At 64.9% G+C, this 25743-nt stretch carries 22 protein-coding genes; 6 read left to right on the top strand and 16 right to left on the bottom strand.

Annotated features, from left to right (window positions below):
- Nucleotides 1-8: 8 nt before the first annotated feature.
- The 5 genes from AC3A6P_RS31780 to AC3A6P_RS31760 form a co-directional block, all read right to left on the bottom strand.
- Nucleotides 9-1307, bottom strand: coding sequence for a uracil-xanthine permease family protein (locus tag AC3A6P_RS31780; protein WP_487696364.1), 1299 nt, complete (start codon nt 1305-1307; stop codon nt 9-11).
- Nucleotides 1308-1362: 55 nt separating this feature from the next.
- Nucleotides 1363-1761, bottom strand: coding sequence for a VOC family protein (locus AC3A6P_RS31775; RefSeq protein WP_487696363.1), 399 nt, complete (start codon nt 1759-1761; stop codon nt 1363-1365).
- A 22-nt stretch (nt 1762-1783) separates the two neighbouring features.
- Nucleotides 1784-2056 carry a 2Fe-2S iron-sulfur cluster-binding protein gene (locus AC3A6P_RS31770; RefSeq protein WP_487696362.1) on the bottom strand — a complete coding sequence of 91 codons (273 nt, stop codon included), beginning with the start codon at nt 2054-2056 and terminating at the stop codon, nt 1784-1786.
- Complete coding sequence (locus AC3A6P_RS31765) at nt 2056-3051, bottom strand: isopenicillin N synthase family dioxygenase (protein WP_487696361.1); 996 nt, start codon at nt 3049-3051, stop codon at nt 2056-2058. Before AC3A6P_RS31765 ends, AC3A6P_RS31770 begins: the two co-directional genes overlap by 1 nt.
- 183 nt (nt 3052-3234) lie before the next feature.
- Nucleotides 3235-4227 (bottom strand): isopenicillin N synthase family dioxygenase, encoded by a 993-nt coding sequence (locus AC3A6P_RS31760; protein WP_487696360.1) that lies wholly within the window; start codon nt 4225-4227, stop codon nt 3235-3237.
- Nucleotides 4228-4279: 52 nt separating this feature from the next.
- On the opposite strand from AC3A6P_RS31760, the gene AC3A6P_RS31755 reads away from it, so the two are divergent.
- Complete coding sequence (locus tag AC3A6P_RS31755; RefSeq protein ID WP_487696359.1) at nt 4280-5719, top strand: PucR family transcriptional regulator; 1440 nt, start codon at nt 4280-4282, stop codon at nt 5717-5719.
- A gap of 1113 nt (nt 5720-6832) precedes the next feature.
- Here AC3A6P_RS31755 and AC3A6P_RS31750 read toward each other — a convergent pair.
- The 10 genes from AC3A6P_RS31750 to AC3A6P_RS31705 all read right to left on the bottom strand — a co-directional run bounded on the left by AC3A6P_RS31750 (nt 6833) and on the right by AC3A6P_RS31705 (nt 18802).
- The gene (locus tag AC3A6P_RS31750; protein ID WP_487696358.1) at nt 6833-7846 is read right to left on the bottom strand and encodes an ABC transporter permease; all 1014 of its coding nucleotides are present in this window, start codon (nt 7844-7846) and stop codon (nt 6833-6835) included.
- Between the two features lie 16 nt (nt 7847-7862).
- Nucleotides 7863-9425, bottom strand: coding sequence for a sugar ABC transporter ATP-binding protein (locus AC3A6P_RS31745; RefSeq protein ID WP_487696357.1), 1563 nt, complete (start codon nt 9423-9425; stop codon nt 7863-7865).
- Nucleotides 9425-10693 carry a sugar ABC transporter substrate-binding protein gene (locus AC3A6P_RS31740; RefSeq protein WP_487696356.1) on the bottom strand — a complete coding sequence of 423 codons (1269 nt, stop codon included), beginning with the start codon at nt 10691-10693 and terminating at the stop codon, nt 9425-9427. Before AC3A6P_RS31740 ends, AC3A6P_RS31745 begins: the two co-directional genes overlap by 1 nt.
- A 24-nt stretch (nt 10694-10717) precedes the next feature.
- Nucleotides 10718-11926, bottom strand: a complete 1209-nt coding sequence (locus AC3A6P_RS31735; RefSeq protein ID WP_487696355.1) for an acyl-CoA dehydrogenase family protein — start codon at nt 11924-11926, stop codon at nt 10718-10720.
- Complete coding sequence (locus tag AC3A6P_RS31730; protein ID WP_487696354.1) at nt 11923-13323, bottom strand: NtaA/DmoA family FMN-dependent monooxygenase; 1401 nt, start codon at nt 13321-13323, stop codon at nt 11923-11925. The genes AC3A6P_RS31735 and AC3A6P_RS31730 overlap by 4 nt, the downstream gene beginning before the upstream one ends.
- 312 nt (nt 13324-13635) lie before the next feature.
- Nucleotides 13636-14547, bottom strand: coding sequence for a LysR family transcriptional regulator (locus AC3A6P_RS31725; protein ID WP_487696353.1), 912 nt, complete (start codon nt 14545-14547; stop codon nt 13636-13638).
- A 90-nt stretch (nt 14548-14637) separates the two neighbouring features.
- The gene (locus AC3A6P_RS31720) at nt 14638-16053 is read right to left on the bottom strand and encodes a purine-cytosine permease family protein (RefSeq protein ID WP_487696352.1); all 1416 of its coding nucleotides are present in this window, start codon (nt 16051-16053) and stop codon (nt 14638-14640) included.
- 108 nt (nt 16054-16161) lie between these two features.
- Nucleotides 16162-17376: a cytochrome P450 gene (locus AC3A6P_RS31715; protein ID WP_487696351.1), complete on the bottom strand. Its 1215-nt coding sequence runs from the start codon at nt 17374-17376 to the stop codon at nt 16162-16164.
- A complete protein-coding gene (locus AC3A6P_RS31710) occupies nt 17373-18614 on the bottom strand; it encodes an NAD(P)/FAD-dependent oxidoreductase (RefSeq protein WP_487696350.1) in 1242 nt (413 codons plus the stop codon). Before AC3A6P_RS31710 ends, AC3A6P_RS31715 begins: the two co-directional genes overlap by 4 nt.
- On the bottom strand, nt 18611-18802 hold the full coding sequence (locus tag AC3A6P_RS31705; RefSeq protein WP_487696349.1) for a ferredoxin: 192 nt from the start codon (nt 18800-18802) through the stop codon (nt 18611-18613). Before AC3A6P_RS31705 ends, AC3A6P_RS31710 begins: the two co-directional genes overlap by 4 nt.
- Nucleotides 18803-18974: 172 nt before the next feature.
- Here AC3A6P_RS31705 and AC3A6P_RS31700 point away from each other — a divergent pair, with 172 nt between their 5' ends.
- Nucleotides 18975-19952, top strand: coding sequence for a LysR family transcriptional regulator (locus AC3A6P_RS31700; RefSeq protein ID WP_487696348.1), 978 nt, complete (start codon nt 18975-18977; stop codon nt 19950-19952).
- 28 nt (nt 19953-19980) lie between these two features.
- Here the strand turns inward: AC3A6P_RS31700 and AC3A6P_RS31695 are convergent, their stop codons facing one another.
- Entirely contained in the window at nt 19981-21579 is a 1599-nt protein-coding gene (locus tag AC3A6P_RS31695; protein WP_487696347.1) for a GMC family oxidoreductase, read from the bottom strand.
- 359 nt (nt 21580-21938) lie between these two features.
- On the opposite strand from AC3A6P_RS31695, the gene AC3A6P_RS31690 reads away from it, so the two are divergent.
- The 4 genes from AC3A6P_RS31690 to AC3A6P_RS31675 are packed head-to-tail and all read left to right on the top strand — an operon-like array spanning nt 21939 to nt 25718.
- On the top strand, nt 21939-23399 hold the full coding sequence (locus tag AC3A6P_RS31690) for an aldehyde dehydrogenase (protein WP_487696346.1): 1461 nt from the start codon (nt 21939-21941) through the stop codon (nt 23397-23399).
- A 59-nt stretch (nt 23400-23458) separates the two neighbouring features.
- Nucleotides 23459-23881 carry a RidA family protein gene (locus tag AC3A6P_RS31685; RefSeq protein ID WP_487696345.1) on the top strand — a complete coding sequence of 141 codons (423 nt, stop codon included), beginning with the start codon at nt 23459-23461 and terminating at the stop codon, nt 23879-23881.
- A complete protein-coding gene (locus tag AC3A6P_RS31680; RefSeq protein ID WP_487696344.1) occupies nt 23878-24543 on the top strand; it encodes a DUF1028 domain-containing protein in 666 nt (221 codons plus the stop codon). The genes AC3A6P_RS31685 and AC3A6P_RS31680 overlap by 4 nt, the downstream gene beginning before the upstream one ends.
- Nucleotides 24543-25718, top strand: coding sequence for a M20 family metallopeptidase (locus AC3A6P_RS31675; RefSeq protein WP_487696343.1), 1176 nt, complete (start codon nt 24543-24545; stop codon nt 25716-25718). The genes AC3A6P_RS31680 and AC3A6P_RS31675 overlap by 1 nt, the downstream gene beginning before the upstream one ends.
- Nucleotides 25719-25743 lie beyond the last annotated feature (25 nt).

The following is a 25743-nucleotide window of genomic DNA, read 5'->3' as shown; positions in this document are numbered from 1 at the left end:
GCGGGGGTTCAGCCGACGGGCGCGGTGTGTTCGTGTCTGGGGTCCGGCTCGGAACGATCGACCGGTTCCACGGTCTGTCGCCACGTGCCGATGGCGCGCATGACGTGATACACCACGACCGCGGCGATGGCCCCGAGCGCTATTCCACCGAAGCTCAGAGTGCCGATATCCCAGGTGAAGTCGGCGATGCCGATCACCAGCGGCACCGCTGCGGTGATCTGGTTGATGGGTTGGGAGAAGTCGACCTTGTTCAGCACCCAGATGTGCACACCGAGGATGCCGACCAGCCCGTACAGCACCACCGTCGCGCCGCCCAGCACTCCCGGCGGGATCGATGCGATGGCTGCGCCGACCTTCGGGCAGAGCCCCAGCAGCAGGGCGGCCACCCCCGCCACCCAGTAGGCGGCCGTCGAGTACACCTTGGTCGCGGCCATCACCCCGATGTTCTCCGCGTAGGTGGTCGTCGCCGATCCGCCGCCGCTGCCGGCGACCGTGGTGGCCAGGCCGTCGGCGAACAGGGCGCGCCCCATGTACTTGTCGTTGTCGATGCCGGTCATCGCGCTGATGGACTTGACGTGGCCGATGTTCTCGACGACGAGGACCAGCACGACGGGGATGAACATCGGAAGGACCGACAGGTGGAAACTCGGCGCGGTGAACTCCGGCAGGCCGATCCATGCGGCGTCACCGATGGCCGAGGTGTCGACCTCGCCACGCAGCAGTGCGACGACATAGCCCACCACCACCGCGGTGAACACGGCAAGGCGCCCCAGCAGGCCGCGGAACAGCACGAGCGAGAGCACCATCAGCGTCAGCACGATGAAGGCGGTGACCGGGGCCTGCTCGAAGTTCGTCTTCGCCGTCGGTGCGAGGTTGAATCCGACCAGGGCCACGATGGCTCCGGTGCTCACCGGCGGCATCAGGCGTTCGATCCAGCCGATGCCGGCGACGTGCACCACCGCGCCGACGATCATGACGAGCACCCCGACAGTGATGATGCCGCCCAGTGCGCCCGCCGGGCCGTCGGAGGCCGATGCCGCCGTCACCGGTGCGATGATCGCAAAGCTCGATCCCAGATAACTGGGCAGCCGATTGCGGGTGATGACCAGGAACAGGATGGTGCCGATCCCGGAGAACAACAGCGTCGTCGCCGGTGGGAAACCGGTCAGAACTGGCACCAGGAAGGTGGCACCGAACATGGCCACCACGTGTTGCAGGCCGATGCCGATGGTGCCCGGCCACGACAGTCTCTGATGCGGTGCGACGACGCCGCTGCCGTCGGTGGGTTGCCAACGAAACATCGACATGTGGTTTCTCCTTGCTGGGTCGGTCTGGTGTCGACGTCGCTGTCGAAGTCCAAGCTCAGTCGAGCTCGAGATGATTGAGCCGGAACACGTTTCCGGCGGGGTCGGCCAGGACCGACTGCCACGCGCCGTAATACGTCCGCGCCGGTTCCTTGACGCAGCGGGCCCCCTCGGCCACCGCCGCCTGGGTCATGAGGTCGACCTGTTTGTCGCTGTCCACTTCGAAGGTCAGGAACTGCTTTGTCCCAAAAAGTGATTCAGGCGGGTCGACATTCAACAGCTCGTAGGCATGGGGAGAACTGAAGCCCAGGATGGTCTCACCGAGACGCAGGCCGCGGAAGTGTTCGGAGCGCAACTCGACCACTTCGGCGAGGTCGAACACGGCGCGGTAGAAATCGCTGAGCCCCACGATGTCGTCGGTGATGACGCTGGCGAATGACAGATGGATATCGGGCATGGTTGTCCTTGTTCGGGTGTGGTCACAGATCGAGTACCAGGCGGCCGCCTGCGGCTCTGCTGACGCACGGGATGAAACGTTTACCTGCAGCCTTCGCCCGCGCCGAGAGCACCGTGTCGAGGTGCAGTGGCTCACCCGCCAGCAGGGTCTGCACACAGGCTCCGCACTCGCCGCGCAGGCAGTTCGAGTCGATGCCCGATATCCGCTGCTGCAGGACCTGCAGCGCGGTCCGGTCGGCAGTGACAGTGAGAACCTCACCGGTGGAACGCAACTCGATCTCGAAAGCCTCGGGCATCAGCCGGCCGCGAACGAGATGGTCTTCTCGAACTTCTGCGTCAGATGGTCACCGGAGGTGATGGGTGGGTATTTCGGTTCGGTCCCCGGAGCCAGGCAGCTCGGCAGGCATTCGACCACCGCGTCGTAGTTGGGCTGATGGAAGAAGACCAGGCTCATCCGCCGGGTGTTGCCGGTGGAGTCCGGGCGGGGCGGCCGTACCCGGTGCCGCGTCGAGATCCACAGATCGTTGGTCCACTGCGCCATCAGGTCGCCGATGTTGACCACCAGGGCGCCGGGCACCACCGGCACCGGTTCCCAGTCGCCGTCCTGGGTGAACACCTCGAGCCCGCCCGGCGCCTCTTCCTGGCGCACGATGGTCAGGCTGCCGTAATCGGTGTGGGCGCCGGCGCGCATCTGGCCGGGCAGCGGGGCGGTGTCCATGTGCGGGTAGTTGATGGCCCGCAACATGCTGATGTCTTTGTCGATGGCCCCGTCGAAGAAGTCGGGATCCAGATCGAGACCGCGTGCGAACCCGCTCATCAGGCGCCGGGCCAGAGCGTTCATCTCACGGAAGTAGTCGGTCCAGATCTGCTCCATGTTCTCCGGGCGGGCGGGCCACTGGTTGGGCAGGAAGTGCGGACCGGCGTTCTCAGGCGCGAAGTAGGGATCGGCACTGTCCACGTCAACCGGGCCGATGTCGAACTTCTCGTGAAGGTCACGGGGTTGTTCGACATCCTCGCTGTAGGAGAACGCCTGCTCGCCGATCGAGGAGTATCCCCGGACGGCGTCCGGGCTGGGCTGACGCACCCGGCGCTTCTCGTCGGCGTCGAGGGCGAAGAACTCATCCGACACCCGGTACATCTCCGAGATCAGGTGATCGGGGATGCCGTGGTTGACCACTTGGAAGAAGCCGATCTCGCGACCGGCATGGTCGAGGGCCTCTCCGACGCGTCTCTTGGCGTCGTCGTCACCGTCGGTCAGGGCGGAGATGTCGATGATCGGAACTACGGACACGGCAAGTCCTCACACTCGTTCGGGGATCGGTCTCGAATGAGTCTGTCCCCGAATGGATTCGAGATGAAGATGCCGAAGCCACCGGTTGTCGCGTCCAATGGTGTACGCCGGTCACAGTGGAAACGTCGTGGAAACAATCCCTAACGCCGGGGAAATGCTGAGTGGTGTGTTCGTTACCGCGGGTCAGTGGTGTGGCGCAGTCCGACCGAACGTGGTCTGCCGTACGTACTTCTCGCGCAGGTGCAGCCCCGCGATCAACTCCTGCCGAAGTCCGGTGTCGGATCCGCGCAAGGTCGGCAACGCCTCGACAACGGCGTCGTAATTGGGATGCTGGTAGTAGGCAAAGGCCATCCTGGTGCCCCCGAACGCCACCGAACGCGGCGGGTTGGCGGTGCGATGAACGGTTGCCGACCAGCGATTGTCGGTCCATTCGGCGAGCAGGTCTCCGACCAGAACCACGAGGCTGGTCGGCGCTGTGGTGACGTCGAGCCACTCGCCGTCCCGGTCGAAGACCTGCAGGCCGCCGGCCGTGGACTCCGCACACACGATGGTGAACGCACCGTAGTCGGTGTGGGTGCCCGCGCGGTACTGGTAGGGAAACGGCGTCTCCAACTGCGGTGGATAGTGCAGGGCGCGCAGCATGCTCATCTCGCGATCGAACATCGACTCGAAGTGGTTGCGCGGCATGCCGAAACCCTCAGCGGTCAACGCCAGCAGACCGGCGCCGATGCGCTGCATCCGCCGGTAGTGCTGCTCCCATTCTGCCCTGAATTCGACAGGCTGCGTCGGCCACAGATTGGGAAATGCCATCTCGGCGGCACCGGCTTGGCCGAGGACCGGCGCCCCGATCGGGCCGATGTCCATCTTCTCCTTGAGATCGCCGTGCGACTCCTCGTCCAACGAGTACGCGATACCCTCCGAACCCACCCCGGACCAGCCCCTGACCTGTTCCGGGCTGGGTTGTGCGACCTCGGCCTTTTCGCAGTCGGGCCGGTCGAAGAACGCCTTCGTGACGTCGAAAAGGGCGGATGTGGCCGACGGCGTCAACCCGTGCGCGTCGAGGCGCGCATAGCCCACCGTGGACAGGGCGGTGTCCAGCAGTTCGAACTGGCGGAGCCGGTCGGCGCGGGCAGGTCCGCATGCCTGTGTGAAGTCGATCGGCGGCACTGTGGTCATCCGACTACTGTGCATCATGTGGTGCCGGTCGTGACGTCCAAGAGGATGGCGGATGCCTCTGCAAACGGCGATGCGCAGCGCTGAGACCGTCACCGTCGCAGACGTCGCGGCGGTACTGGTGCTACCGGTGGTGACGAGTCAGGCGACGACCGACGCTGTGGTGAGCGGTGTGGCAGATGGTGCTGCGGGACCGTGGACAGCGACCGAACTGGTGCACCTGCGCTGGGAGTCCGCCCGCGCCGGCGGCCCCTTTCCGGATCTCACGCTGCTACTGACCGAGGTGCTCGCGGCCCGGCCCGCGGCGGTGGTGGTGTCGCCCAGCCGGCCGGTCAACCCTCCGCCCGCTGCGATGGAACTCGCCGAGCGGGCCAACGTCGCTGTGCTGTGGGATCGCGACGGCTCGGCCGATGTCGCGGCGGCCGTGCGCTCTCTCTGCACCCCGCAGCAACCAGACGCGGCGCTCCCGGATCTCGGCGAGTTCGCAGCGCGGGTCTTGGCGGTCGCCGATGACCTGGCGGCCATTCTGGAAATGCTCGGTACGGCTCTCGGGGCTCGATGCTGTCTTCGGGCGCTGCGGGGCACCGCATCCGACGACGTCATCCGGGTGGGCCCGCGGACCGCGCTCGAGGTCGATCGGGCGACCCCACTGGGGGAACAGGAACGGCGCCTGATCGACGCCGTGCGCCCGGTGTTGTCGATGCACACCAGGACTGCGGAGTCAGATGGTGACGACCGGGCAGTGGAAGCCACCCGGTCGTTGAAGTTGATCCTCGGCGACGATCTGGCCGAACGTGAGCAAGCAGTGCGCCGCAGCAGGCGGTTGTCCCTGTTCAGCGACAAATCTGTGGTCTTCTTGGCGGTGGAACCGTTCAACGTCCCCATCGACATGGGTGGCCTGGCGCGGCTGCGTGACGACATCGCGCCGGTGGCAACACGATTCGACCCCACCGCGATAACCCTGGTCAAGAGTGGACTGGCCGTTGTGCTGATCGGAGCCTCCGTTGACCTGGAGTCCTTCCAGCGTGCGCTCAGCCGTGCGGTCAAAGCACCCGTCGCGGTCGGTGTCGGGGCCGAGGTCGATGAACCGCGGGGCTATCCCAGTTCGTTCCGGCAGGCGCAGCGGGCAGTGGCTGTCGGCCGGTCGATCGGGGCGATCAACCGGCTCACCAGATACCGGGACCTCGGGGTGTTGGCGTTGCTGTACCAGTTACCCGAACATGCACGCCGGACTTTCGTCGCCGAGACACTGGGGTCCATCGCCGGGGCCGGCAGTGAGAGCCTGGAACAACGCCGGGTATTGCGGACGCTTCGCGCCACTGACTGTAACGTGGCCGAATCTGCGCGCCGACTGTTCGTCCATCCGAACACGCTGCGCAGCAAAATCTCTCGTATCGAATCCGTGACGGGTCCGATCCTGAGTGACCCCGAGCGGAGACTGACTGTCTTCGTCGCGCTGGCTGCATTCTCTCTCGACAGTCACACTGACAGCTGACGGGTCGCCCGCGCATCGAGAACCGCGATGCTGGTCGATGGCCTCCGAAGAGTGCTGTGACACACCAGTTTGCGTACTCCTCAGCGCAAGAAGACACTTATTGGATCTTCCGAGTGATGCCGAATGGCACTCCCGATCCTGATCCACGGATAGCCTTCGCCAGTTCGAGCGATGGTTCGCGATGATCGGACGCGGCTAGCGACAACACGGACAGGCGCACTACATGCCACACGGGCGAAACCTGTTGCTGTGCACAATCTTATCTAATTACTAGACGCGATCTCTCATAGTGATCAAGGCCGCTGCCCTTGGCCGCGCTGTCATCGACGACATACCCGCTCGTAGCTTTGGGCTCATGCGGACCCGCGCGCACCTCATCATCCACGTTGCCGATGGCGGCTTGCTAAGAGTTCTCGTGACGACGGTCGAGGGCCCGGTTAATCCTACGGGACCCGCGTCCGGACAACAGTCCCGAATTTGGGACACGGACGTGAGACAAAGTCGGGTGGACACGACGTGAGACGCCGTCGACCTGTGCTGGTCAGAGGATCGTCGGTGGACATCGAAAATGAGAAACTACATATTATTAGCGGTCGGTGACCGGTTCGTTGTTGTTGCTGTGGCTTCTCGAGTTAAATGGCCAATTCTCATCTGAATATCCAGGCGATGCCCAATTGGGCATTCAAGTGAGAATCGTCAACTTCCGTGGCTCGACTGCGTGCAGTCCAAAGCAGCGAGCCACAGACCAACGCGGCACTAGTTCCCGGATGCCGGTGAACGCCCGCGAGGGAAAGGCGACCACCCCGTGGCGGCGACCGTGACGATCCAGTACCGCGTGGGTTCGATTGTTTTCACACGACCGACGTTTCGCGAGCCTACCCTGCTGCGCGTACCAGCTGATGCCTCAACATCCGAAAACGCCTGCGGCTGTGGGTTTCCCAGGACGACGCCTGAATGCGGCGCTGTCACCATGGGTCCGTGCGGTTGCCCGGCCTTCACTACGGCTGCCTGCGGACAAGTCAACGCGCGTGTCACGCGACGAAACACCATGTCGGTAGCTGGAGCCATTTGAACACGAGAGCCGACATTGAATACTGCGCCATCACTTAGTGGTCACTTCACTATCTGTTCGCGCCGACCCACGATGGTGAGGGTGGCTGCGATCACCACCACCGCGCCTTTGATCATGGTCTGGGTGAAATCCGGGACGCCGAGCTGATTCAACCCGCTGGAGAGAACGACCAGGATGAGGACGCCGACGAGCGTTCGTTCCACGCCGCCGCTGCCACCCCACAGCGAGGTACCTCCGACGGCTACCGCAGCGATGGCGTCGAGCATGAACGACGTGCCCAGCGTCGGCCCTCCGGCCTGCAGCCCGGAGACCACCAGCAGACCGGACACGGCGGCGAACACCGCCGACATCACGAACAGCCAGAAGCGCAGCGACCGGGCGTTGACGCCGGCCAGGTGGGCGGCCTTCTCGTTCGCCCCAATGGCGTACACGTAGAGGCCGAAGCGTGTTTTGCGGGTGAGGAACCAGCTGAGCGCAAACAGTGCAACCCCGATCAGGAAGGTTCCGGTGACACCGGGGACGATCTGGGTGTTGACCAGAGCAAGGAGACTTGGCGCGAAGAACGAGACGGATTGCCCCTTGAGTAGGGTGAGGGCCAGACCGGTGAACACCGACAACGTTCCCAGTGTCACGATGAACGACGGCAGCCGCCCCAGTACCGTCAGCGCCCCGTTGATGGCACCGACCACCAGGCCCACGGCGAACGTCAACGCCACCGACACCCAGAAGACGTCCCCCAGTTCACGATTCGCGATGGCCACCACTGCGGCCGTCAGCAGCACCGTCGCACCCACCGAAAGATCGATGCTTCCCGCCAGGACCACCAACGTCAGGCCCAGCGCACCGGCGAGCAGGTAACCGGCCGAGCTGCCCATGGACACGAAGTTCTGCACGGTGAAGAAGGTGTCGCGGGCAATACTGAAGTACACCACCAGGGCGACCAGCACCAGGGGCGGCAGAATGCGGACGAGCAACTGCACCCCGAGTCCCCGGCTCGCGGTGGTGCGTTCTTCGGTGGGGGTCTGTTCGGGTGGGTTTGTGTCGGTGATGGTCATAACAGTGCGGTTCCCTTCAGAACATGTACGGGACGACGTCGTCTTCTTGCGGCTTGGCGCCGACCGGGCACGCGATGGTGGCCGCGATCTGCGAATCCTTGACTACGAGCACGCGGTCGGAGAGCCCGATCAATTCGGGCAGGTCGTCGCTGATCAGCAGAACCGCGCTGCCTTGCGCGGCGGCGGCGCGGATGGCTTCGTAGATGGATTCACGCGATCCGGTGTCGACGCCCTGGGTGGGTGAGTCGAGCACGATGAGTCTGGGTTTGCGGTGCAGCCACCGCGCGATGATGACCTTCTGCTGGTTGCCGCCCGACAGCTCGCCGATGGGTTGCGCCAATCCTGTTGTCTTCACCGCGTATTCGGTGAGTAGGCGGCGGGAGCGTTCGGCGGCGAGCCGCTGTTTCACGGTGCCCCACCGACGTCCGTAGAGGTCGTGCAGCGAGCCGATCACCAGGTTGAACAACAGACTCTTCTCGGCGAACAAACTCGAGGTGGCGCGGTCCTGTGGCAGGTAGACGATTCCGGCCTGCACTGCCTGGCGCACCGAACCGTAGCGGATCGGCGCACCGTCGAGGGTCACCGCGTGCTGCGATCTCGTGACCCCGGCCACCAGCGCCCCGATCTCGTTCTTGCCTGACCCTTCGAGCCCGGCCAGCCCCACGATTTCACCTGCCGCGAGGTCGATTTCGATGGGCTCCCGATCCGGTCGCAGGGACATGTCGCGGATCTCGAAAGCCGGCACAGGCCCCTGGGCTTGTCCGGCGAACTCGCCTTGGAGGTTCTCGCGGTAGTACACCTCCGAGCGCACCCGGCCCACCATGAGGCGGTGGAGGTCTTCCTCGGTCAGGCCGTCGGTCGGGCGCTCGGCCACCAGTTGGCCGTCTTTGAGGACGAGCACCCGGTCGGTGAGCGCGAGGACTTCCTCGAGCAGATGCGAGACGAAGACGACCGTGGCACCGCGGTCGGCGAGGTCTCTGACCACGGCGAGGAACCTGGTCTCACTTTGCTTGTCCAAGCTGGTGGTCGGTTCGTCCAGGAAGATCACCGGTCTGTCGACCTGCAGCAGGTCGATGGCGGCGAGCACCTTCGCGAAACTGAGACTCTGCTTCACGCTGACCGACAACCCCGACACGGTGGCCGCGGCCAACCGTGCGGGCAGCTCCAGGGTTTCCAATGCCCGGACAGCGATGTCGTGGCGTTGCCGGCGATCGATGAGCCCCAGCCGGCCGCCGATCTGCTGCTCCCAGCCCAGCAGCAGGTTCTCTTCCACGGTCAACGACTCGACGAGCGCGATGTCCTGGTAGACGCGGAACAGACCGAGTTGGTTGGCAGCGCGGTAGTTCGGAACCGTCACGGCCGCGCCGTTGATGATCACGTCGCCACGCGAAGCGGGAAACACCCCGGACAAGATGTTGAGAAGGGTGCTCTTGCCGGCACCGTTCTCTCCCACCAGCCCGACAATCTCCCCTTGGTGCAGGGTGGCGGTGACGTCGTCGAGCACGGTCACGCCGGAGAAGACCTTGGTGAGTCCGCTCAATTCCACCCGGGCGAGGTCGGTTGGGGCCAGAGGAGTCATCAGCTGTTCAGATCCGGATCGGGATCGAAGGGATTGATCTTGTCGTGGCTGGCCAGCGTCTGTTCGGCCTTCTCGAGTTCACCTGAGTCACGGAGCTCGACGAAGGTGGGGTTCTCGGCATAGCCTCTGGGCGGGCTGGAGATGGGCCACAGGTGGGGCAGGTCGGTGATCGGTGTGTAAATGGCCTGCAGGTCCCAGTTGTCACCGGAATACACCTGCGAGATCTTGCGGGCGCTGAGCTGCTCGCCCACGGGCCTGCTGTAGCGGGTCAGGAAGTCAGTGGCGTTGTCCTTGGTGATCAGCGGCAAGGTCAGCTCGAGCTGACGCAAACCTTCACCGGGGAACTTTCCGTTGAGTGCGTCGAACAGCTGGGCGGCTTGCTGGTACCCGGTCCAGCTCCCCGGCATGGCCGCGGCGGTGAGCACCAGCCCCTGCTGGACGTACTGGGGTACGACACCCGCTGAGTGTGCGGAGACGATCAACACGTCTTTGCCTGGTTCCTTGCCGATGGCGCGGATCGCGGCGACGGCACCTTCGACGTCGGCGGCGTCGGTGGCGAAGAACGCCGACGCATTCGGGTTGCTGGCCAACAGGTCTGCGACCTTGCGCTGGCCGGTCTCGGCGGTCCACTCGGTGTCGACGTTGCCCACCAGTTTGATGTTGGGGTGCTTCTTGAGCGTGTCGGTCAGTCCCAGGTACGCCTGGTTGGAAATCGTGAAGGGGCTCTGGTTTCCGGCAAGGGCGATCAGTTCGGTGTCTTTGCCGTCGAGCGCTTCGGCGAGCGTCTCGGTAGCCTCCACCGCGGATTGGTAGTAGTTGGGCGAGACGTAGGACACTTGGCGCTGCTCGGGGATATCCCAGACCGTCTTCCACTCTTCGTTCTGGAAGATGTTGGCGAAATACGCGTTGTGCTGGGCGAATCGGCGAGACAGCTCGGCGGAGTTCGGGGAATGGATGTTGAGGCCGATGCCCTTGTAACCCGCGTTCAGCAGGGAGTCGATCTGCTCGCTTTGCTTCTGCGCGTCACCGTTGGAGTTGAGCACCCGGACGTCGGTGGCGCCGAGCTGTTCGGCGGCGGCTTTGAAGGATTCGCCGTACTCGGTGTTCCACGGGTTCGAGTTGGCCACCACGACGGCCAGTTTCACGCTGGTGTCACCTTTGGTCTCACCGTAATCCGCTGTGGTGCCCGATGAGCAGGCAGCGAGCGTGATGGCCGAAAGTGCCGCGGCGCCGGCGGCCAACAGCTTGCTGGTTGGTGTTCTTTTCATGAGATGTTCCTTCGTGATGAATCGTCAGGGCCGCGGGTCAGCGGCCACAGGGGTGACACGGTCGCGCAGATCGACTCCGCTGAACCACGCCCGAAAGGGAGAGGTGCCGTTGAGCTCGAAGTCGCCGATCGAGGCGAGCCGATACGAAACTGGGTTGTGGCTGGACAGCGTTCTGGCGTTGCGCCAGAACCGGTCCCATCGTTTCGAGGTGCTCAGCGCCGAAGCGCCACCGACGTCGAACAACCGGGTGGTCGCGTCCAGCACAGCTTTGATGATCAGGACCTGGGCCCGGTACACCAACACTTCCACGTGATCTTCGAGGTCACCGGTTGCGCCTCCGGCCGAGATCTGTGTTGCCAGCCGGTCGAGGGCGCGTGCCACGTCGCGAACCAGGGTGGCGGCCAGGTACGCCGCTGCGCTGAGTTCACCGATGATCTCCTGGACCAGCGGGTCGAACCGTGGCTGGCGGCCGGTGCCTTGGGCGAAGTACCGTTCCCGGCCACGGACGTACCCGACGGTCTCGTCGTGGGCGGCACGGGCGATCCCGGCCAGGGCGATCAGGTGCAGCTGTTGGGCGAAAGATGTTCCGTAGCTTCCGATGTCCAGTGCCGGCAGCTGCTCGTCGGGGTCGACGACGACGTTCTCGAATCGGCTGGTGCCGCTGGCGGTGAGCTTTTGCCCGAACCCGTCCCAGTCATCGACCAGGGTGACTCCGGGGGCGTGTCGGTTGACCAGCACGGTCACCAATCCGTCAGCGCTTTCGGCGTTGGTCACGATCCACTCCGCGAACAGCGACCCGGTGCTGTAGAACTTGACGCCGTTGAGCAGGGAGCGGCCCTCGGTATCGGTGGTGAGCGTGGTGGCGAACCGGTCGGTGTTGGCGCTGTGGCGTTCGGTGTGGGCGCCACCAAGCAGCACCCCGTCGCCGATGCGGTGCAACCACCGGTCCCGTGCGGGTGATGGCGCCGCGGCCGCCAGGGCGTCGGTGAAGATGAAATGCGAGCGCAGTGCCTGGACCAGGTTGGAGTCCGCTGCCGCGAGGTCGATCAGGATCTCGGTCAGATCGACGACGCTGCGGCCTCCTCCGCCGAACTCGGTGGGCACCCGCAGCGCGCCAAGGCCGGCGCGGCCCAGGTCGCTGAGCTCGTCGACGGGCAGCAGCCGCTCGTCGTCGCGCGTGGCCGCCGAGGCGGCGATGTCGGCGAACTTTTCGGTGAACGCATGTGCACTCACCGGGCACCTGCTGACTGCGCAAGCGTCAGTCGGCGGCCGTGGTGGTTTTCCGGCAGCCGGTCACCGTTACCGAAGAGCTTTTGGCGCAGGGTGCCCGGGGCGTACTCGGTTTGGGCGAGCCCCCGCTTTTGTAGGACCGGTACCACGTGGTCAACCCATTCGTCCCACCACCCGAGGCTGGTGATCGGCACGACGTTGAAACCGTCGACCCCCGCGTCCACCCATTCCTGCACCAGGTCCGCTATCTGTTCGGGGGTACCGGCGAATTTGCCGGGCAGCAGCGCGTGGTCGATCAGGTATTCGCGCCAGCTCAGGTCCCGGCCACGCCCGTAATCGGCTTCGACCGCGGCGCGGAAGATGGAGCGCACGTGGTCACCGAGTTCGATCCGCTCCTTGAGTTCGGACAGCGGGGTCTCGGGGTCGATCGAGGTGAAGTCGATGCCAGAGCCGCCGCTGTAGAAGCCGACAAGGCCACCGAAGTCGATGTTGTCCCGGAGGTACTGCTGCTTGCGGCGGGCCTCCTCCTCGGTGGAGCCGATCACTGTCGACAGCTGCACCAGCGATTTGAGCGTTTTCGGATCGCGCCCGGCCGCACGGGCACGCTGCGCGAGCGCCTCGACGTCTTTGCGTGCACTGTCGGGCGTCATGGACGGCAGGAACGTGACTTCGGCGTTGAGGACTGCGAATTCGGCTCCGGCAGCCGAGTTTCCGGCCTGGAAAAGCACGGGCGTCCGCTGCGGTGACGGTTCGACGAGGTGCGGCCCCTGCACGCGGTACCGTTCGCCCGCGTGGTCGATAGTGTGAATTTTGGTGGGTTCGAAGTAGACGCCCGTCGATGGATCCTGGACCACAGCGCCGTCGTCCCAGGAGTGTTCCCAGAGCTTGAAGGTGACGTCGACGTACTCCTGGGCCCAGGCATACCGTTGGTCGTGGCTGATGATGTCGTCGTAGCCGAAGTTGCGGAACCCGTTGGATAGATACGACGTGACGATGTTCCACGCCACCCGTCCGTTGGTGTAGTGGTCGAGCGTGGACAGCTTCCGGGCGAAGGAGAACGGGTGGTCTTGGATTATGTTGCTGGTCAGTGCTATTCCGAGATGTTCGGTCACGTACCCGAGCACTGACACCAGGGCTGCGGGGTCGTTCTCGGGGAACTGCGAACCGGCCCGGACTGTTCCGTTGTTGCCGACATAATCCAGGTCGTAGACACCGACCACATCAGCGATGAACAGCGTGTCGAGCTTGCCGCGCTCGAGCGTCTTCACCACATCGACGTAGGGCTGGAGGTCCTTGTACCCGTACTGGACCTGCCCTTCGGGGGTACGCCAGTACCCGTGGCTGTGGTGGTTCGGAGTCAGGTGAAGAAACCCGTTGTAGATCGGCGGCCTACCGGACACTCTTAACTCCTTGCACATCGGGATCATGACCTCGAAATTGACTGTAGGACACCGCATTTCAGCATCAAAATCGAGCTTTATCGCACGGGAATGCAAGTATTTAACTTTCCCAGAGTTAAATTTCACGCACGTTTGTCACGTGATCTGCGCCACCGTTCGAAGTCGATCGCTTCAATGAAAGTTGCTGTCCGAGGTGCAGCGTTGTCAACAGTCCTTATCGAACGCCGGGTCGCGACCAGCCGCTGCACTCGTGGAGATCGACGTCCATGGCAGCCGAGGCGATCGCTCAATACTTGGGAGACGGTAGGTTCATCACCGCGGTCGTGAGTCACCGAACAGATCACGGCACAACTCGGCAACGACGCTGGCGCGCCGGGTCAGCCGCGCAGCCACAGCATGAAGCAGGACCACAGTCAGGCTAGGGACGTCGTTGCTGATCGGAATGGCGACCACAGGGTGTCCGTCCAGTGCTGTGGGGACGGCGGCGCGAAGGTTCAGAATCGTGTACGCAAGGCCTCGGCCCACCAGTGCGCGGCACGTCTCCACGGTTGTCGAGCGGTACCGCACATTCGGTACCACGCCCGCGGCGGCGAAGACGCTCTGGAAGTAATCGCGACTATGGGGCAGGTCCAACAACACCATGGGTTCATCAGCCAGATCGACCAGGCTTATTTTCTTCCGCTTGGCCAACCGGTGTGTACCTCCCACGAGAACGTAGGGCGGCAACGTGAACAACGGCCAGCGCTTCAGGCGGGGGTCGTCGACGAGGTCGTAGCCGATGCCGAGTTCGAACGTCCCGTCGGCCACCCCTTCGGCCAGATCCGCGAGGTCGACCTCGCTGGTGTGCACGTGGAGGCGAGGTAGCTTTTCTGCTGCCACGGACATGAGCTCCGGAAGCAGATAGGGCGCCACCACCTCGAAGCAACCCATCGACAGTGAACCGTTCAACGAGGTGCCCAGGTCATGTGCGATGGTGCGGAGGTCTGCTGCTGAGGCGAGCAGCTGTCGGCTGGCAACCAACAGCTCTTTGCCCGCCGGGGTGAGGCTGATGCCTTTGGCGTGGTGGCGCACCAGCAACTGCACCGACAGCCCCTTTTCGAGATCGGCCAAGGCGGCTGACATCGCAGACTGGGACAGATGGACCGCGGATGCGGCCTGTGTCACGCTACCGGCTTCGGCAACCGCGACGAAGTACTCCAGCTGTCGAAGTGTGTAGTCCGCCACCGTGAGCCCTCCGCATCCACGAACAGATCTTATGCGGCCGCGGGCTCGGTGGCTTGGGGGTTCCGTGCTGCGGCAGGGTTGGCCGTTGTCTCAGGCCGTGTGCGCGCGGCTGCGACGTGCCTGAAAGTAGTACAGCGGGCAGACCACAGCAAGGCCGACGATCCATGAGATGTCCACGCCCTGAATCGCTTTGGCCACGGGCCCGGTGAACAGTGCGTTGGACAGGAACGGGATCTGGACCAGGATGCCGACCACGTAGCAGAGGACGGCGTTGCTGTTGACCCGACCGTAGATCCCGCCGTCGGCGGCGAACAGCGAATCGATGTCGTAGTTTCCGTGCCTGATGGCGTAGTAGTCCACCAAATTTACTGCAGTCCAGGGAATCAGGATGCACATCAGCAGCAGCAGGAAGTTCGAATAGTTCGCCAGGAAGGCGTCCTTGCCGACGATGGCCAGGACACAGGAGAAGCCGCCCAGGAGTACCGCCGCCCAGACCCGGCTCGTGGCGTGCGGGCGCCATTGCGTCCACACCGTGTTGCCGGCGGTCAGCAGGGCCAGCGATCCGCAGTACAGATTCATCGCGTTGGTGCAGGCGATTCCTATTCCCAGCGCCACGACGATCGGCGCAGCGATCCCTGTGGTGGCCTGGATGACCGCCGAGACGGTGTCCAAGTCGGGGAAGGCCAGTCCCAGGATGGCCCCCAGGATCATCGGCAGCAGTGAGCCGAGGACGCAACCGAGGAATGTGCCCCAGAACGCCGGCTTGGTTCCGGTGGCGGTCGGCATGTACCGCGTGTAGTCGGAAACATAAGGGGCGTAAGCGATCTGCCAGAGTGCCGCAAGGGAGACGGTGCTCGTGAAGCCCACCCACCCGAAGGCGCCGCCCGACAGGGCGTCAGCGGGCAACCCGTTCACACCGAAGAGCCAGACAAAGGCGAACAGCAGCGCCAGACCGGACAGCACGGTCATCACGCGACTGAAGCTGTGGATCAACCGATAACCGACTACGACGACGACCAGACTGAGCAGGGTCATGATGACGATGCTTGTGTTGGGTCCGATCGCGGGAACGACATAGGACAACGAGGCGCCGCCGAGTACCAGATTGGACGCGAAGAACCCGGAGTAGATGGGGAGCACCAGGAGAACCACCACCAGGCTGCCGAGTGAGCCGAATTGGGCCTTTGACTGCAGCATCTGGGGCACGCCCATCGATGGTCCTTGTGCCGCATGCAGCGCCATCACCACTCCGCCGACCACGTTGCCCAGCACCAGGGCCGCCAGCGCAGGCCAGATCGACAGCCCGTAGACCGCGGTGGCCAGCGCCCCGGTAGCCACGGTCAGCAACATCAGATTGGAACCGAACCAGATGGTGAACAGGTCCCGCATCCGGCCGTGGCGCTCGGACTCGGGGATGCGGTCCACGGTGCGATACTCGATCGCAGCGACCGACTCCGGCACGTGCTGATCGGCGGTGGTGCGCTGATCGGCGGGTTGTTCAATCATTGGTCCTCCTTACGGGTTCTGAAACTGGTTGATGGCATGACGAACAGAGCGCCCGGGTCGGGCGCCTGGTGCTCCGGATTCCGCGCTAGGCGGACAAAGGTGGCCGGATCAGACGTCCCACACCGCTGGCAGCGACACCGGGCCGCGGGACTTCCAGCCCTGCACCCGCGCTGGTCGGTCGGGGTCGGGACGGAGGTTGGGTAGCTCTCGGAAGAGCTCTTCCAGCACCACTTGTCCGAGGCCGCGGGCCACGGTGTGCCCGACGCAGAAGTGGGCCCCGTAGCCGAACGTCATGTGGTTCTGGCGTGGCCGGTCGAGATCGAATTCGTCTGGGTGATCCCACCGTTTGGGGTCGCGGTTGGCAGCGCCCATGACGATGCCGACGCTCATTCCCGCCGGAATCAGGACGTCACCGTAGATCACGTCTTCGACCACGTCGCGTTCGACGACGCTGAAGGGGGGCAGCCAGCGCAGGCCTTCCTCGAAGGCTTTCTGGGCCCACGCTTCTGGATCTGCCGCCATTCGGGTGCGGTAGTCGGGATTGGGCAGGATGCCGAGCAGGCTTGCCGCGATGGCGTGGCCCGGCTCCTGGAAGCCACCGACGATCAACACCGCGACAGTGGCGATCACCTCGTCGATAGTGCGGCGCTGTCCGGGTTCGAGCCCGCTGTGGAACAGATGCCACAGCGCATTGCGCTCAGACTGGTCCGACATCGCCTGGACGCGCAGTTCCAGGTACTGCCGCAGTTCGACCTTCATCGCCTCGCCCCTGGCGGCCACCTCGGGATCGCGCCCGGTGTCCACCAGATAGGCGCCGAAGGTGTTGAACCACCGTTTCCGGGTGGCCTGGTCGATGTCGTCGAGACCGAGTAGCGCGCCGATCACATCGAGGCTGATCGGTTCGAGGACGTCGGTGGCCAGGTCGGCCTGGCCTCGATCGCGGACAGCCTCGATCCAGTTCCTGGCCACGGCGCGGAACAGCTCGTCGTGCCTGGCCTTGACCGCCCGCGGCCGGAAAGGCGGGCTGATGGCGTCGCGCAGTTTGCTGTGCTCGGGCCCGTCCATGCTGAGGATGTTGGGCACGCCGTAGGACGTACTGAACGGTTGTTGCGCGGCCGCCAGCCGGGACACGTCACGGCCGGCCTGCTCACACAGATCCCAGGTGGTCAGGATGACCAGGCGGCTATCCGGCACGTAGGCCACCGGGTACTCGTCCCGGAGCCGGCGGTAGATGGGATTGGGGTCGTCTTCCAGATCGGCAAGGGTGACACCGGGGTTGACATCGGTGATGGCGCGAACGGTGGGATCTGTCAGGCTTGTCATGAGGAAGCTCCCTGGTAGGTAAGAGTTTGGTGGTCAATCGATGCGCGCACCGGGGGCGTCGGCGTGATCAGCTCCACGGCGTCGGCAAGCGAAAGGCCTGCCGCCAGATGTCTGCGGATCTGATTGGTGGCCTTGGCCCAATTGACGCTGGCAGCCCCGATCACCGTGCCGTCCCGGTGGTAGAGCCCGACGAACGAATCAGCGCGGCGAGCAGAATCGACGATGGTGCAGTCGGCGTCGCCGCCCGCGTCCCCGACGAACTGCAGCCGCCAGTCGTACTGGTCGCTCCATACGAAGGACACGGGGTCGACGGCGGGCGGGATGACACCGGCCAGGCGCGCCGCAACTGCTCGCGCCTGTTCGACCGCGGTGGTCCAGTGTTCGACTCTCCGGCCGTAGGGCTGACGCCACGCCGAGACGTCGCCGATAGCGTGGATGCGTGATCCGCCTCCCACTGCGTGACCGACTTCGTCGCAGAGCACCCCGTTGTCCAGGAGCAGTCCAGAATCACTGAGCCACTCGGTGTTCGGGACGCTGCCCATGCCGGCGACCACCAGCGGGCTGTGTAGTTCACTGCCGTCGTCGAGTCGGACGACGTACGCGCCTTCGCGACCCGTGACAGCCTGGACACCGCGGCCGGTGATGAATCGGACGCCGCGGTCTCGGTGAAGCGTCTCGATGCGTGCCGCGACAGCCGGGTTGCACGATCGTGCCAGGATCCTGTGTTCGCGTTCGACGACGCAGACGCGGGCTCCGGCCTGCACGGCCGCGGCGGCTACCTCCAGACCGATGAAACCTGCTCCGAGGAGCAACAAATCGTGGTGCCGCCGCAGCGCCTGTCGGATCAGGTCGGCGTCGCGCATCGTGCGCAGGGACGTGACGACGGACGGGCCGGGGGCCGGTCGTGCGCGCACTCCGGTCGCGATCACCAGGTGTTGGTAGGAGACCGGCCCGGCGGTGGTGAGCACCTCGTGGCCGGAAAGGTCAAGCCCTGCTGCCGAAACACCGAGCCGGAGGTCGATCCCGAGATCGGCCACGTCGGTGTCGGTGAGGAGACGGATATCGGCCCCGTCCTGGGTACCGGCCAAGATCGCTTTGGACAGCGGCGGACGATCGTAGGGCAGCTCACCCTCATCGCTGATCATCACGATGTCACCGGACCAGCCGAAGTGGCGCATACTGCGCACGAATGCCACACCGGCAACCGATGCACCGACCACGACCACCCGTTGCGTCACGGCATCACCTTGAGTGCGGCCACCGGGCAGCTCTCGACGGCAGCGGTGACCCGGGTGACGTCCTGTGCGGCGACCGAGTCCTTGAGCGCGACGACCACGTCGTCGTCATCGAGATCGAAGTAGTCCTCGGCGTTCATCAGGCAATTGCCGTAGCCCCTGCATGTGACCCGGTCGACTACGACGTGCATGTGACTCCTCTGTGCCTCGACTGAACTGAGAATGATCTTTTTTGTTGAGGATGAGCTGTGCAACCATCGGAAACTGCACGGGTGAATCAACAAAACTGATGCAACGTAATGCTCATTGCGACGAAATCCGCGCGTAATGCGCTGCCGCGGCGAAGGATCGGAAGTAAACGACATGTCAACAAACCCAGACTCCACTGCAGCGCACGTCACATCGGGGGATTCGCCCATCTTGGACGCGGGATTGCAGGATGCCGCGAATGTCACCCTGACCCAACTGCGCTACGTCGTCCTGGTGGCGGACACGGGAAGTATGACGGTGGCGGCGCGGGAAGCCTTTGTTGCGCAATCGGCGGTGTCGATGTCCATTCGATCGCTCGAACGAGCGCTGGGCGTGGAGCTCTTCGTGCGCCAGCGATCCAAACCGCTGCGGCCGACCCGAGCCGGCGCCGACTTCCTGGTGCGGGCCCGGGCAATACTTGCGATGGTCGGCGACGCCATCGATGCGGCGAGTCCGGAGAAGATTCGGGGCGAACTGCACGCGGCCTGTTTCCGCACGCTGGCCCCGTTCCTGCTTCCCGAACTCATTGCCCGCCTGCACGCTAACCACCCCGGACTGCGGCCCAAGATCAGCGAGATGACCGGCGGGGAGGTCAGCGATGCGTTGATGACGCGGCGGGTCGACGTCGCGCTGACCTACGATCTCGGCCTCGACCCGTCACTGCGGCAGGAAGTCCTGCTGGTTGCTCCCCTGCACGTGGCTCTGCCGGAGCACCACCGCCTGGCACGGGCCGACACGGTGCACTTGGAGGACCTTGCCGACGAGCCCATGGTGCTGCTCGACATGCCACTGAGCCGTGAGTACTTCCTGGATGCCTTCGCCTCTCGCGGGCTGCGCCCGCGCATCACCTACGAACTGGACAGCTTCGAGGCGGTACGAGCAATGGTGGCGCGCGGACACGGTTATGCACTGCTCAACCAACGGCCGGTGTTCGATGTCACCTATGACGGCGGAAAGCTTTGCGTGCGGCCGCTTTCCGGTGATCCACCGAGCCTGGATGTCGTGCTGGCGACGCACCCGGAGACGCGTTCTCACCGCAAGGTCAGTGCGTTCGCCGAGACCGCCCGCGCTGTGGTTCAGACATGGCGATGACCCGGAGATGTCACCTTTGGGTGGCTGGTCAGGCCAACGGTCGACCGTGGTCTGCGGCGATGAGTGCCACCGCGTGCTCGGCGACCACCATCACCGTCACCATCGGATTGTTGGCCGTCAGCGTGGGAAACACCGACGCGTCGACCACCCGTAGGTCGCGAACGCCGCGCACGCGCAACCGACTGTCCAGGACGGCATCCGGGTCGTCGTCGCGACCCATTCGACACGTCCCGCTCGGGTGGTAGACGGTTTGGTGGGTGGCCCGGGCAACGCGGGACAGTTCCTCGTCTCCGACGACCTCCGGGCCCGGGAAGACCTCGCGGACCAGCCACGACCGCATGGGCTCGTGGTTGCCGATCTCTCTGGCCATCCGGACACCGGCCAACAGGACCTCTTCGTCGCGCCCGTCGGGATCGCTGAAGGAGCGAAAGTCGATTGCCGGAGGTTGGTCGGCGTCGGCGGATTCGATCCACACCCGCCCACGGCTCAGCGGACGCGCCACGTTCGGGGCGATCGCGACGATGTTCTCCGGTAGCGGAGCCTCGCCGTGCCTGGCTCGCCACGTCTCGGCGTGCACTGCCCACGGTTCCACGGGAAAATGCATGTGCACCTCAGGCCGCCCGTCGCCGTCGATGTCGACGATCGCCGCGGCATCCCACCCGCTTGCACAGGTTGACGGGGGTTTGCGGACCGATTCCCAGACCACCAGGCCTTCAGCGTGGTCTTGCAGATTTTCACCCACCCCCGGAAGGTCGACGCGTACGGGGACACCGGCCGCCTCGAGAACCGCGCGGGGACCGATGCCGGACAATTGCAGCAGCCGCGGGCTGTCGATGGCACCGGCGCAGACGACGACCTCCTGTGAGGCGTGCAGTGTGGCGGTCGAGCCGTCGGCCGCGCGCACCCGAACTCCGACCGCTCGAGGTTGCGCCTCGCACTCCGGCGCCGCGTCGTCCACCAGGATCTGCACTACCCGGTGACCGGTGAGCACAGTGGGGCCGTTGCCCGCCGCTCTGGCCGGGTGCACGTAGTAGATGGAGGTCGATGAGCGCAGATGCGTTCCGGGAACATAACCGACCTCGAAAAAACCTGCACCGGAGGCTAATTCGTCCAGCGCTCCATCATTCCACGTAGAGCGCTCGGGAATGCCCAGTGCGGTGACAGCGCTCGACACCACGTCGGCGACAAAGGGGTTGCGATCGGCGTCGGCCACCGCCTGGATCGGCGTGCGCAATCTGTCGTAGGCCGCCAGCACGGTGTCCGGTTCCCACTCCGCGGCGCCGAGTTCCACCCATTCCTCGAGGTCCCGTCGGAGGGGGCGGAACGCGATCATGGTGTTGGCGGTGGAACATCCGCCCAGGATGCGAAGGCGTGCAAGCCGGATGTCGGAGTTACCGCGGGCATTGGGTTTGCTGCGATAGTCGAGGTCGTATTCGCCCTCCAGCATCTCGTCCCAACGGCGGAGGTCGCGTGCCCGAGGCTCGTCCTCGTCGTCGGGTCCCCACTCCACAAGCGTGACCGTCCAACCCAATTCGGCCAGCCGGGTCGACAGCAGGCACCCGGCCGTGCCACCGCCGACGACAATGAAATCGGCATCGTGCTCGGGTCCGATCGGCTGGTCAGCCACGGGCGCTCCTTCGAGATGTCAATCGCGCCCGTTCGGTCGCGCGGCCACCACTGTGGCGCGCCGTCGCCGTCCGTGCAATTCGGGCCGGACAGTGTTGTGTCGTCGTGGTGCCGATTGCCAGGACAAACGCATTGCATTGGAAATTTCGATGAAGAAGACCGGTAGATCCATCTCGACAGATCCTCTCATCGCCGCCACACTGACCGGGAAGAGACTGCGACCTGCCGCCTCGAAAGTGGCGTGTTCCTCAGGCGAGCGTGGCCGAACCGGCAGTGCTGCAGTCTCATTCGTTCAACCGCGTGACAAGCGCAACCGACGACGGCGTCGCCAACGAGCACTGTGAAGGATGATGAGCTGTGATGGATCACGCCGCATGGGTCAGAGAAGCGCAACGGTTCACCCCGCGGACCGCGGCGTTCATCGATGGAGACTGGGTGGCCTCCAAGTCGGGGCAGACGTTCGCCGATGTGAACCCTGCCACGGGTGAGGTCGTCGCTCACGTTGCCGAATGCCGCCAGGCCGACGTGGACCTGGCCGTCACGGCGGCACGCAACGCCTTCGAGGATGGCAGGTGGTCCAGGCTCGCGCTCGGCGAGCGCAAGAAGCGACTGCTCGCGCTTGCCGATCTCATCCGGGCTCGGGCCAAGGAACTTGCCCTCTGCGACACCCTCGATGTCGGACGTCCGATCTCGGACACCTACGGTGTCGACGTTCCGGCCACCGCGGACTGCTTCGCCTGGTACGCCGAGGCCCTCGACAAGATCTACGACGAGGTGGCCCCGGTGCCGCCGGGAAACTTCGCCACCATTCGCCGCACCCCGCTGGGAGTGGTGGGTGCGGTGGTGCCGTGGAATTTTCCCCTCGACATCACGGGCTGGAAACTGGCCCCTGCGTTGGCCGTCGGCAACAGCGTGGTGCTGAAGCCGGCCGAACAGTCACCGCAGTCGGCGCTGCTGCTCGCCGAACTCGCCGCCGAAGCCGGGATCCCGGACGGCGTGCTCAACGTCGTTCCCGGGCTGGGGGAGACCGCAGGGCAGGCGCTGGGACGCCATCCTGACGTCGACGTGCTGGTCTTCACCGGGTCCACGGAGGTGGGTAAACGCTTCCTGACCTATTCAGGTGAGTCCAACCTCAAACAAGTGTGGCTCGAATGCGGGGGCAAGAGTCCCGTGGTGGTCTTCGACGACGCCGATCTCGACGGTGCCGCCGAGCTGGCTGCGTTCGGATTCTGCGCCAATGCCGGTCAAGTGTGTTCTGCCACAACACGGTTGATCGTCGACGACAGCGTGGCCGGGGACTTCTTGGGGCGTCTCAAGCGAGCCGTCGGCTCCTGGAAATCCGGTGATCCACTCGATCCCGAAACCCGACTCGGCCCCATGGTCGACGAGCCTGCGGCGGTGGCCGTCCACGACGTCATCGCGGCCACCACCGGTAAGGTGATACTCGGTGGCGCGCGTCAGGGTGCCTACCTGGAACCCACCATCGTCACCGGGTTGCGCCCCGGGGACCGGATCGTCGATGAGGAGCTGTTCGGACCGGTGCTCGGTGTGCTGACCTTCAGCACGGAGGCCGAGGCGGTCCGGCTGGCGAACGACGGCCGCTACGGGCTGGCTGCATCCGTGTGGACACGCGACCTCTCACGCGCACATCGGATTTCGGACGCGCTGCACGCGGGAACGGTATCGGTCAACACAGTTGACGCTCTGAGTGTGACGACGCCTTTCGGTGGGTTCAAGCAGTCCGGATTCGGCCGGGACCTCTCGTTGCACGCCCTCGACAAGTACGTCGGACTCAAGACGGTCTGGACGTCCTACAACTGAGTTCGGCAGCACAGCCCATCCAGACCAAGGCCGTACATGCACCAGAAGGGTAGAGACCGATGACCGTTCACACCAGGATCCGTCCGTTCAACACCAAAGACACCTACCCCGAGCAGAATCTCGACAACGATCTGTGCCAGGCGGTTGTGGCCAACGGCACCGTCTATGTCCGGGGGCAGATCGGACAGGACCTGGAGACCAGTGAATCGGTCGGTATCGGCGATGTCGGGGCGCAGGCTGAACGGGCGATGGCCAACATCAACCTGTTGCTCGAAGAGGCCGGCAGCAAGATGGACCACCTGGTCAAGTTGACCATTTATCTGGTCGACCCCCGCTACCGAGAAGTGGTGTACCGGACGGTCGGCAGATGGACCCGCGGTGTTCATCCCATTTCCACGGGGGTTGTGGTGTCGGCGCTGGCACGACCGGAATGGCTGTGTGAGATCGACGCCATCGCAGTGATTCCGGACGAGCAGCGATGACGTTCTCCATCGTCGGACGCCATGATGGCAAATTCGGCATGGCGGTGTGTTCTTCGAGCCCGGCGGTCGCAGCACGATGCATCCACCTACGCTCCGGTGTCGGCGCCGCGGCCTCGCAGAACGTGACCCATCCCGGACTCGGAGTCCAACTGCTGGACAACCTCTCTCGAACTCCAGACAGTGAGCACGCCCTCTCCGCTGTGGTCGAATCGGCCCACGGCATCGCCTACCGGCAACTCACGCTCATCGGGCGTACCGGTCCCGGCGCGTGGTACAGCGGAGATCAGACGCTGGGTGTGCACGCCGGCTGGTCCAGCACCCACGCGGTGGCCGCAGGAAATATGCTGGCCAATCCCGATGTGCCGCAGGTGATGACGGAAGCGTTCGATGCCCAGGACGGCGAACTCGAAAAGCGACTGCTGGCCGCCGTACAGGCCGCCGTCGCGGCCGGGGGAGAGGAGGGTCCGATCCACTCGGCAGGACTGGCAGTTGTGGGTGACGTGCCGTGGCGGGTGACCGACCTGCGGGTGGACTGGCATGACGATCCGGTGGGGGAGCTGGGGCGACTGGTCGACCTGTGGCTGCCCCAACGTGACACCTACCTGGCGCGCGCGCTGGATCCGTGGACCGCACCGTCCTACGGCGTACCCGGTGATCTCTGATGGCCGTATACGACGGCGTTGCGATGACGTCGGCTGCAGCCGACCCCACGAAGGTCGCAGCGCAGGCGACGGTGAGCCGGTTCGCCACCGACCTCGTCGCGTTGTCGGCAACCCTGCATGCCGAGCCGGAAACCGCGTGGGAAGAGCACCGCGCCGCGGCCAGGGTTCCGGTGCTGCTGGACCGTGCGGGTTTCGAGGTCGAGCCACGCTACCTCGGTCTCGACACCGCATTCCTGGCCCGCTACGGCGACGGACCGATCAGGTTGGCGATCTGTGCCGAATACGACGCACTACCCGGTCTCGGGCACGCCTGCGGCCACAATCTGATTGCCGCCAGCACGGTGGGTGCGGCGCTGGCGCTGGCCCAGGTGGCCGACGATATCGGCGTCACCGTGGAGGTCTACGGCACCCCCGCGGAAGAGGGCGGCGGCGGAAAGATCGAGATGCTCGATCGTGGTGCATTCGTAGGTGTCGATCTGGCGATGATGGTCCATCCTGGACCCGTCGACGTCGCCGAGGCACGCCCGTTCGCGGTCAGTCACTCCCGCGTCAGCTACACCGGCAAATCGGCACACGCTGCGGCCTACCCGGAGGAGGGGATCAACGCCGCCGACGCGTTCACCATCGCTCAGGTCGCCATCGGCCTGTTGCGTCAGCACCTGCCCTCGGGCACCCGCGTACACGGAGTGGTGACACATGCCGGCGACGCCCCCAACGCCGTCCCTGAACACAGCTCGGGCCGGTGGTATGTCCGGGCGGAGACGCTGGCGGAGTTGGCCGAGTTGGAACCGAAGGTGATGAGATGTTTCGAAGCCGGGGCACTCGCCACCGGCTGTGCCCTCGAGATCGAACCCGAAAGCCAGCCGTATGCTGAATTTCGCGCCGACACAGCAGCACTGGGCTGGTACACCGCCAACGCCACCGAACTCGGACGGCAATTTGCCCCGAACGGTGTGGCCGCGCGAATGAACCGCGCTTCAACCGATATGGGCAACGTGTCGCAGGTCGTACCCGCCATCCACCCCTACGTCGGCATCGGGTCGCTGCCGGCCACCAACCATCAGCGTGAGTTCGCGGCCTTCTGCGTCGGCCAGAGCGCGCAGAAGGCGCTACTGGATGCCGCGATTGCGTTGGCGTGGACCGGGATTGATCGCGCCCGTGCCGGCCGGAGATGAGCGGTGCTCACGCGCGGTGGCGAGT

Source organism: Mycobacterium sp. Soil_C_30 (assembly GCF_057656995.1).
The sequence above is the reverse complement of the archived record's forward strand: the minus strand, read 5'-3'. Positions and strand labels throughout refer to the sequence as shown.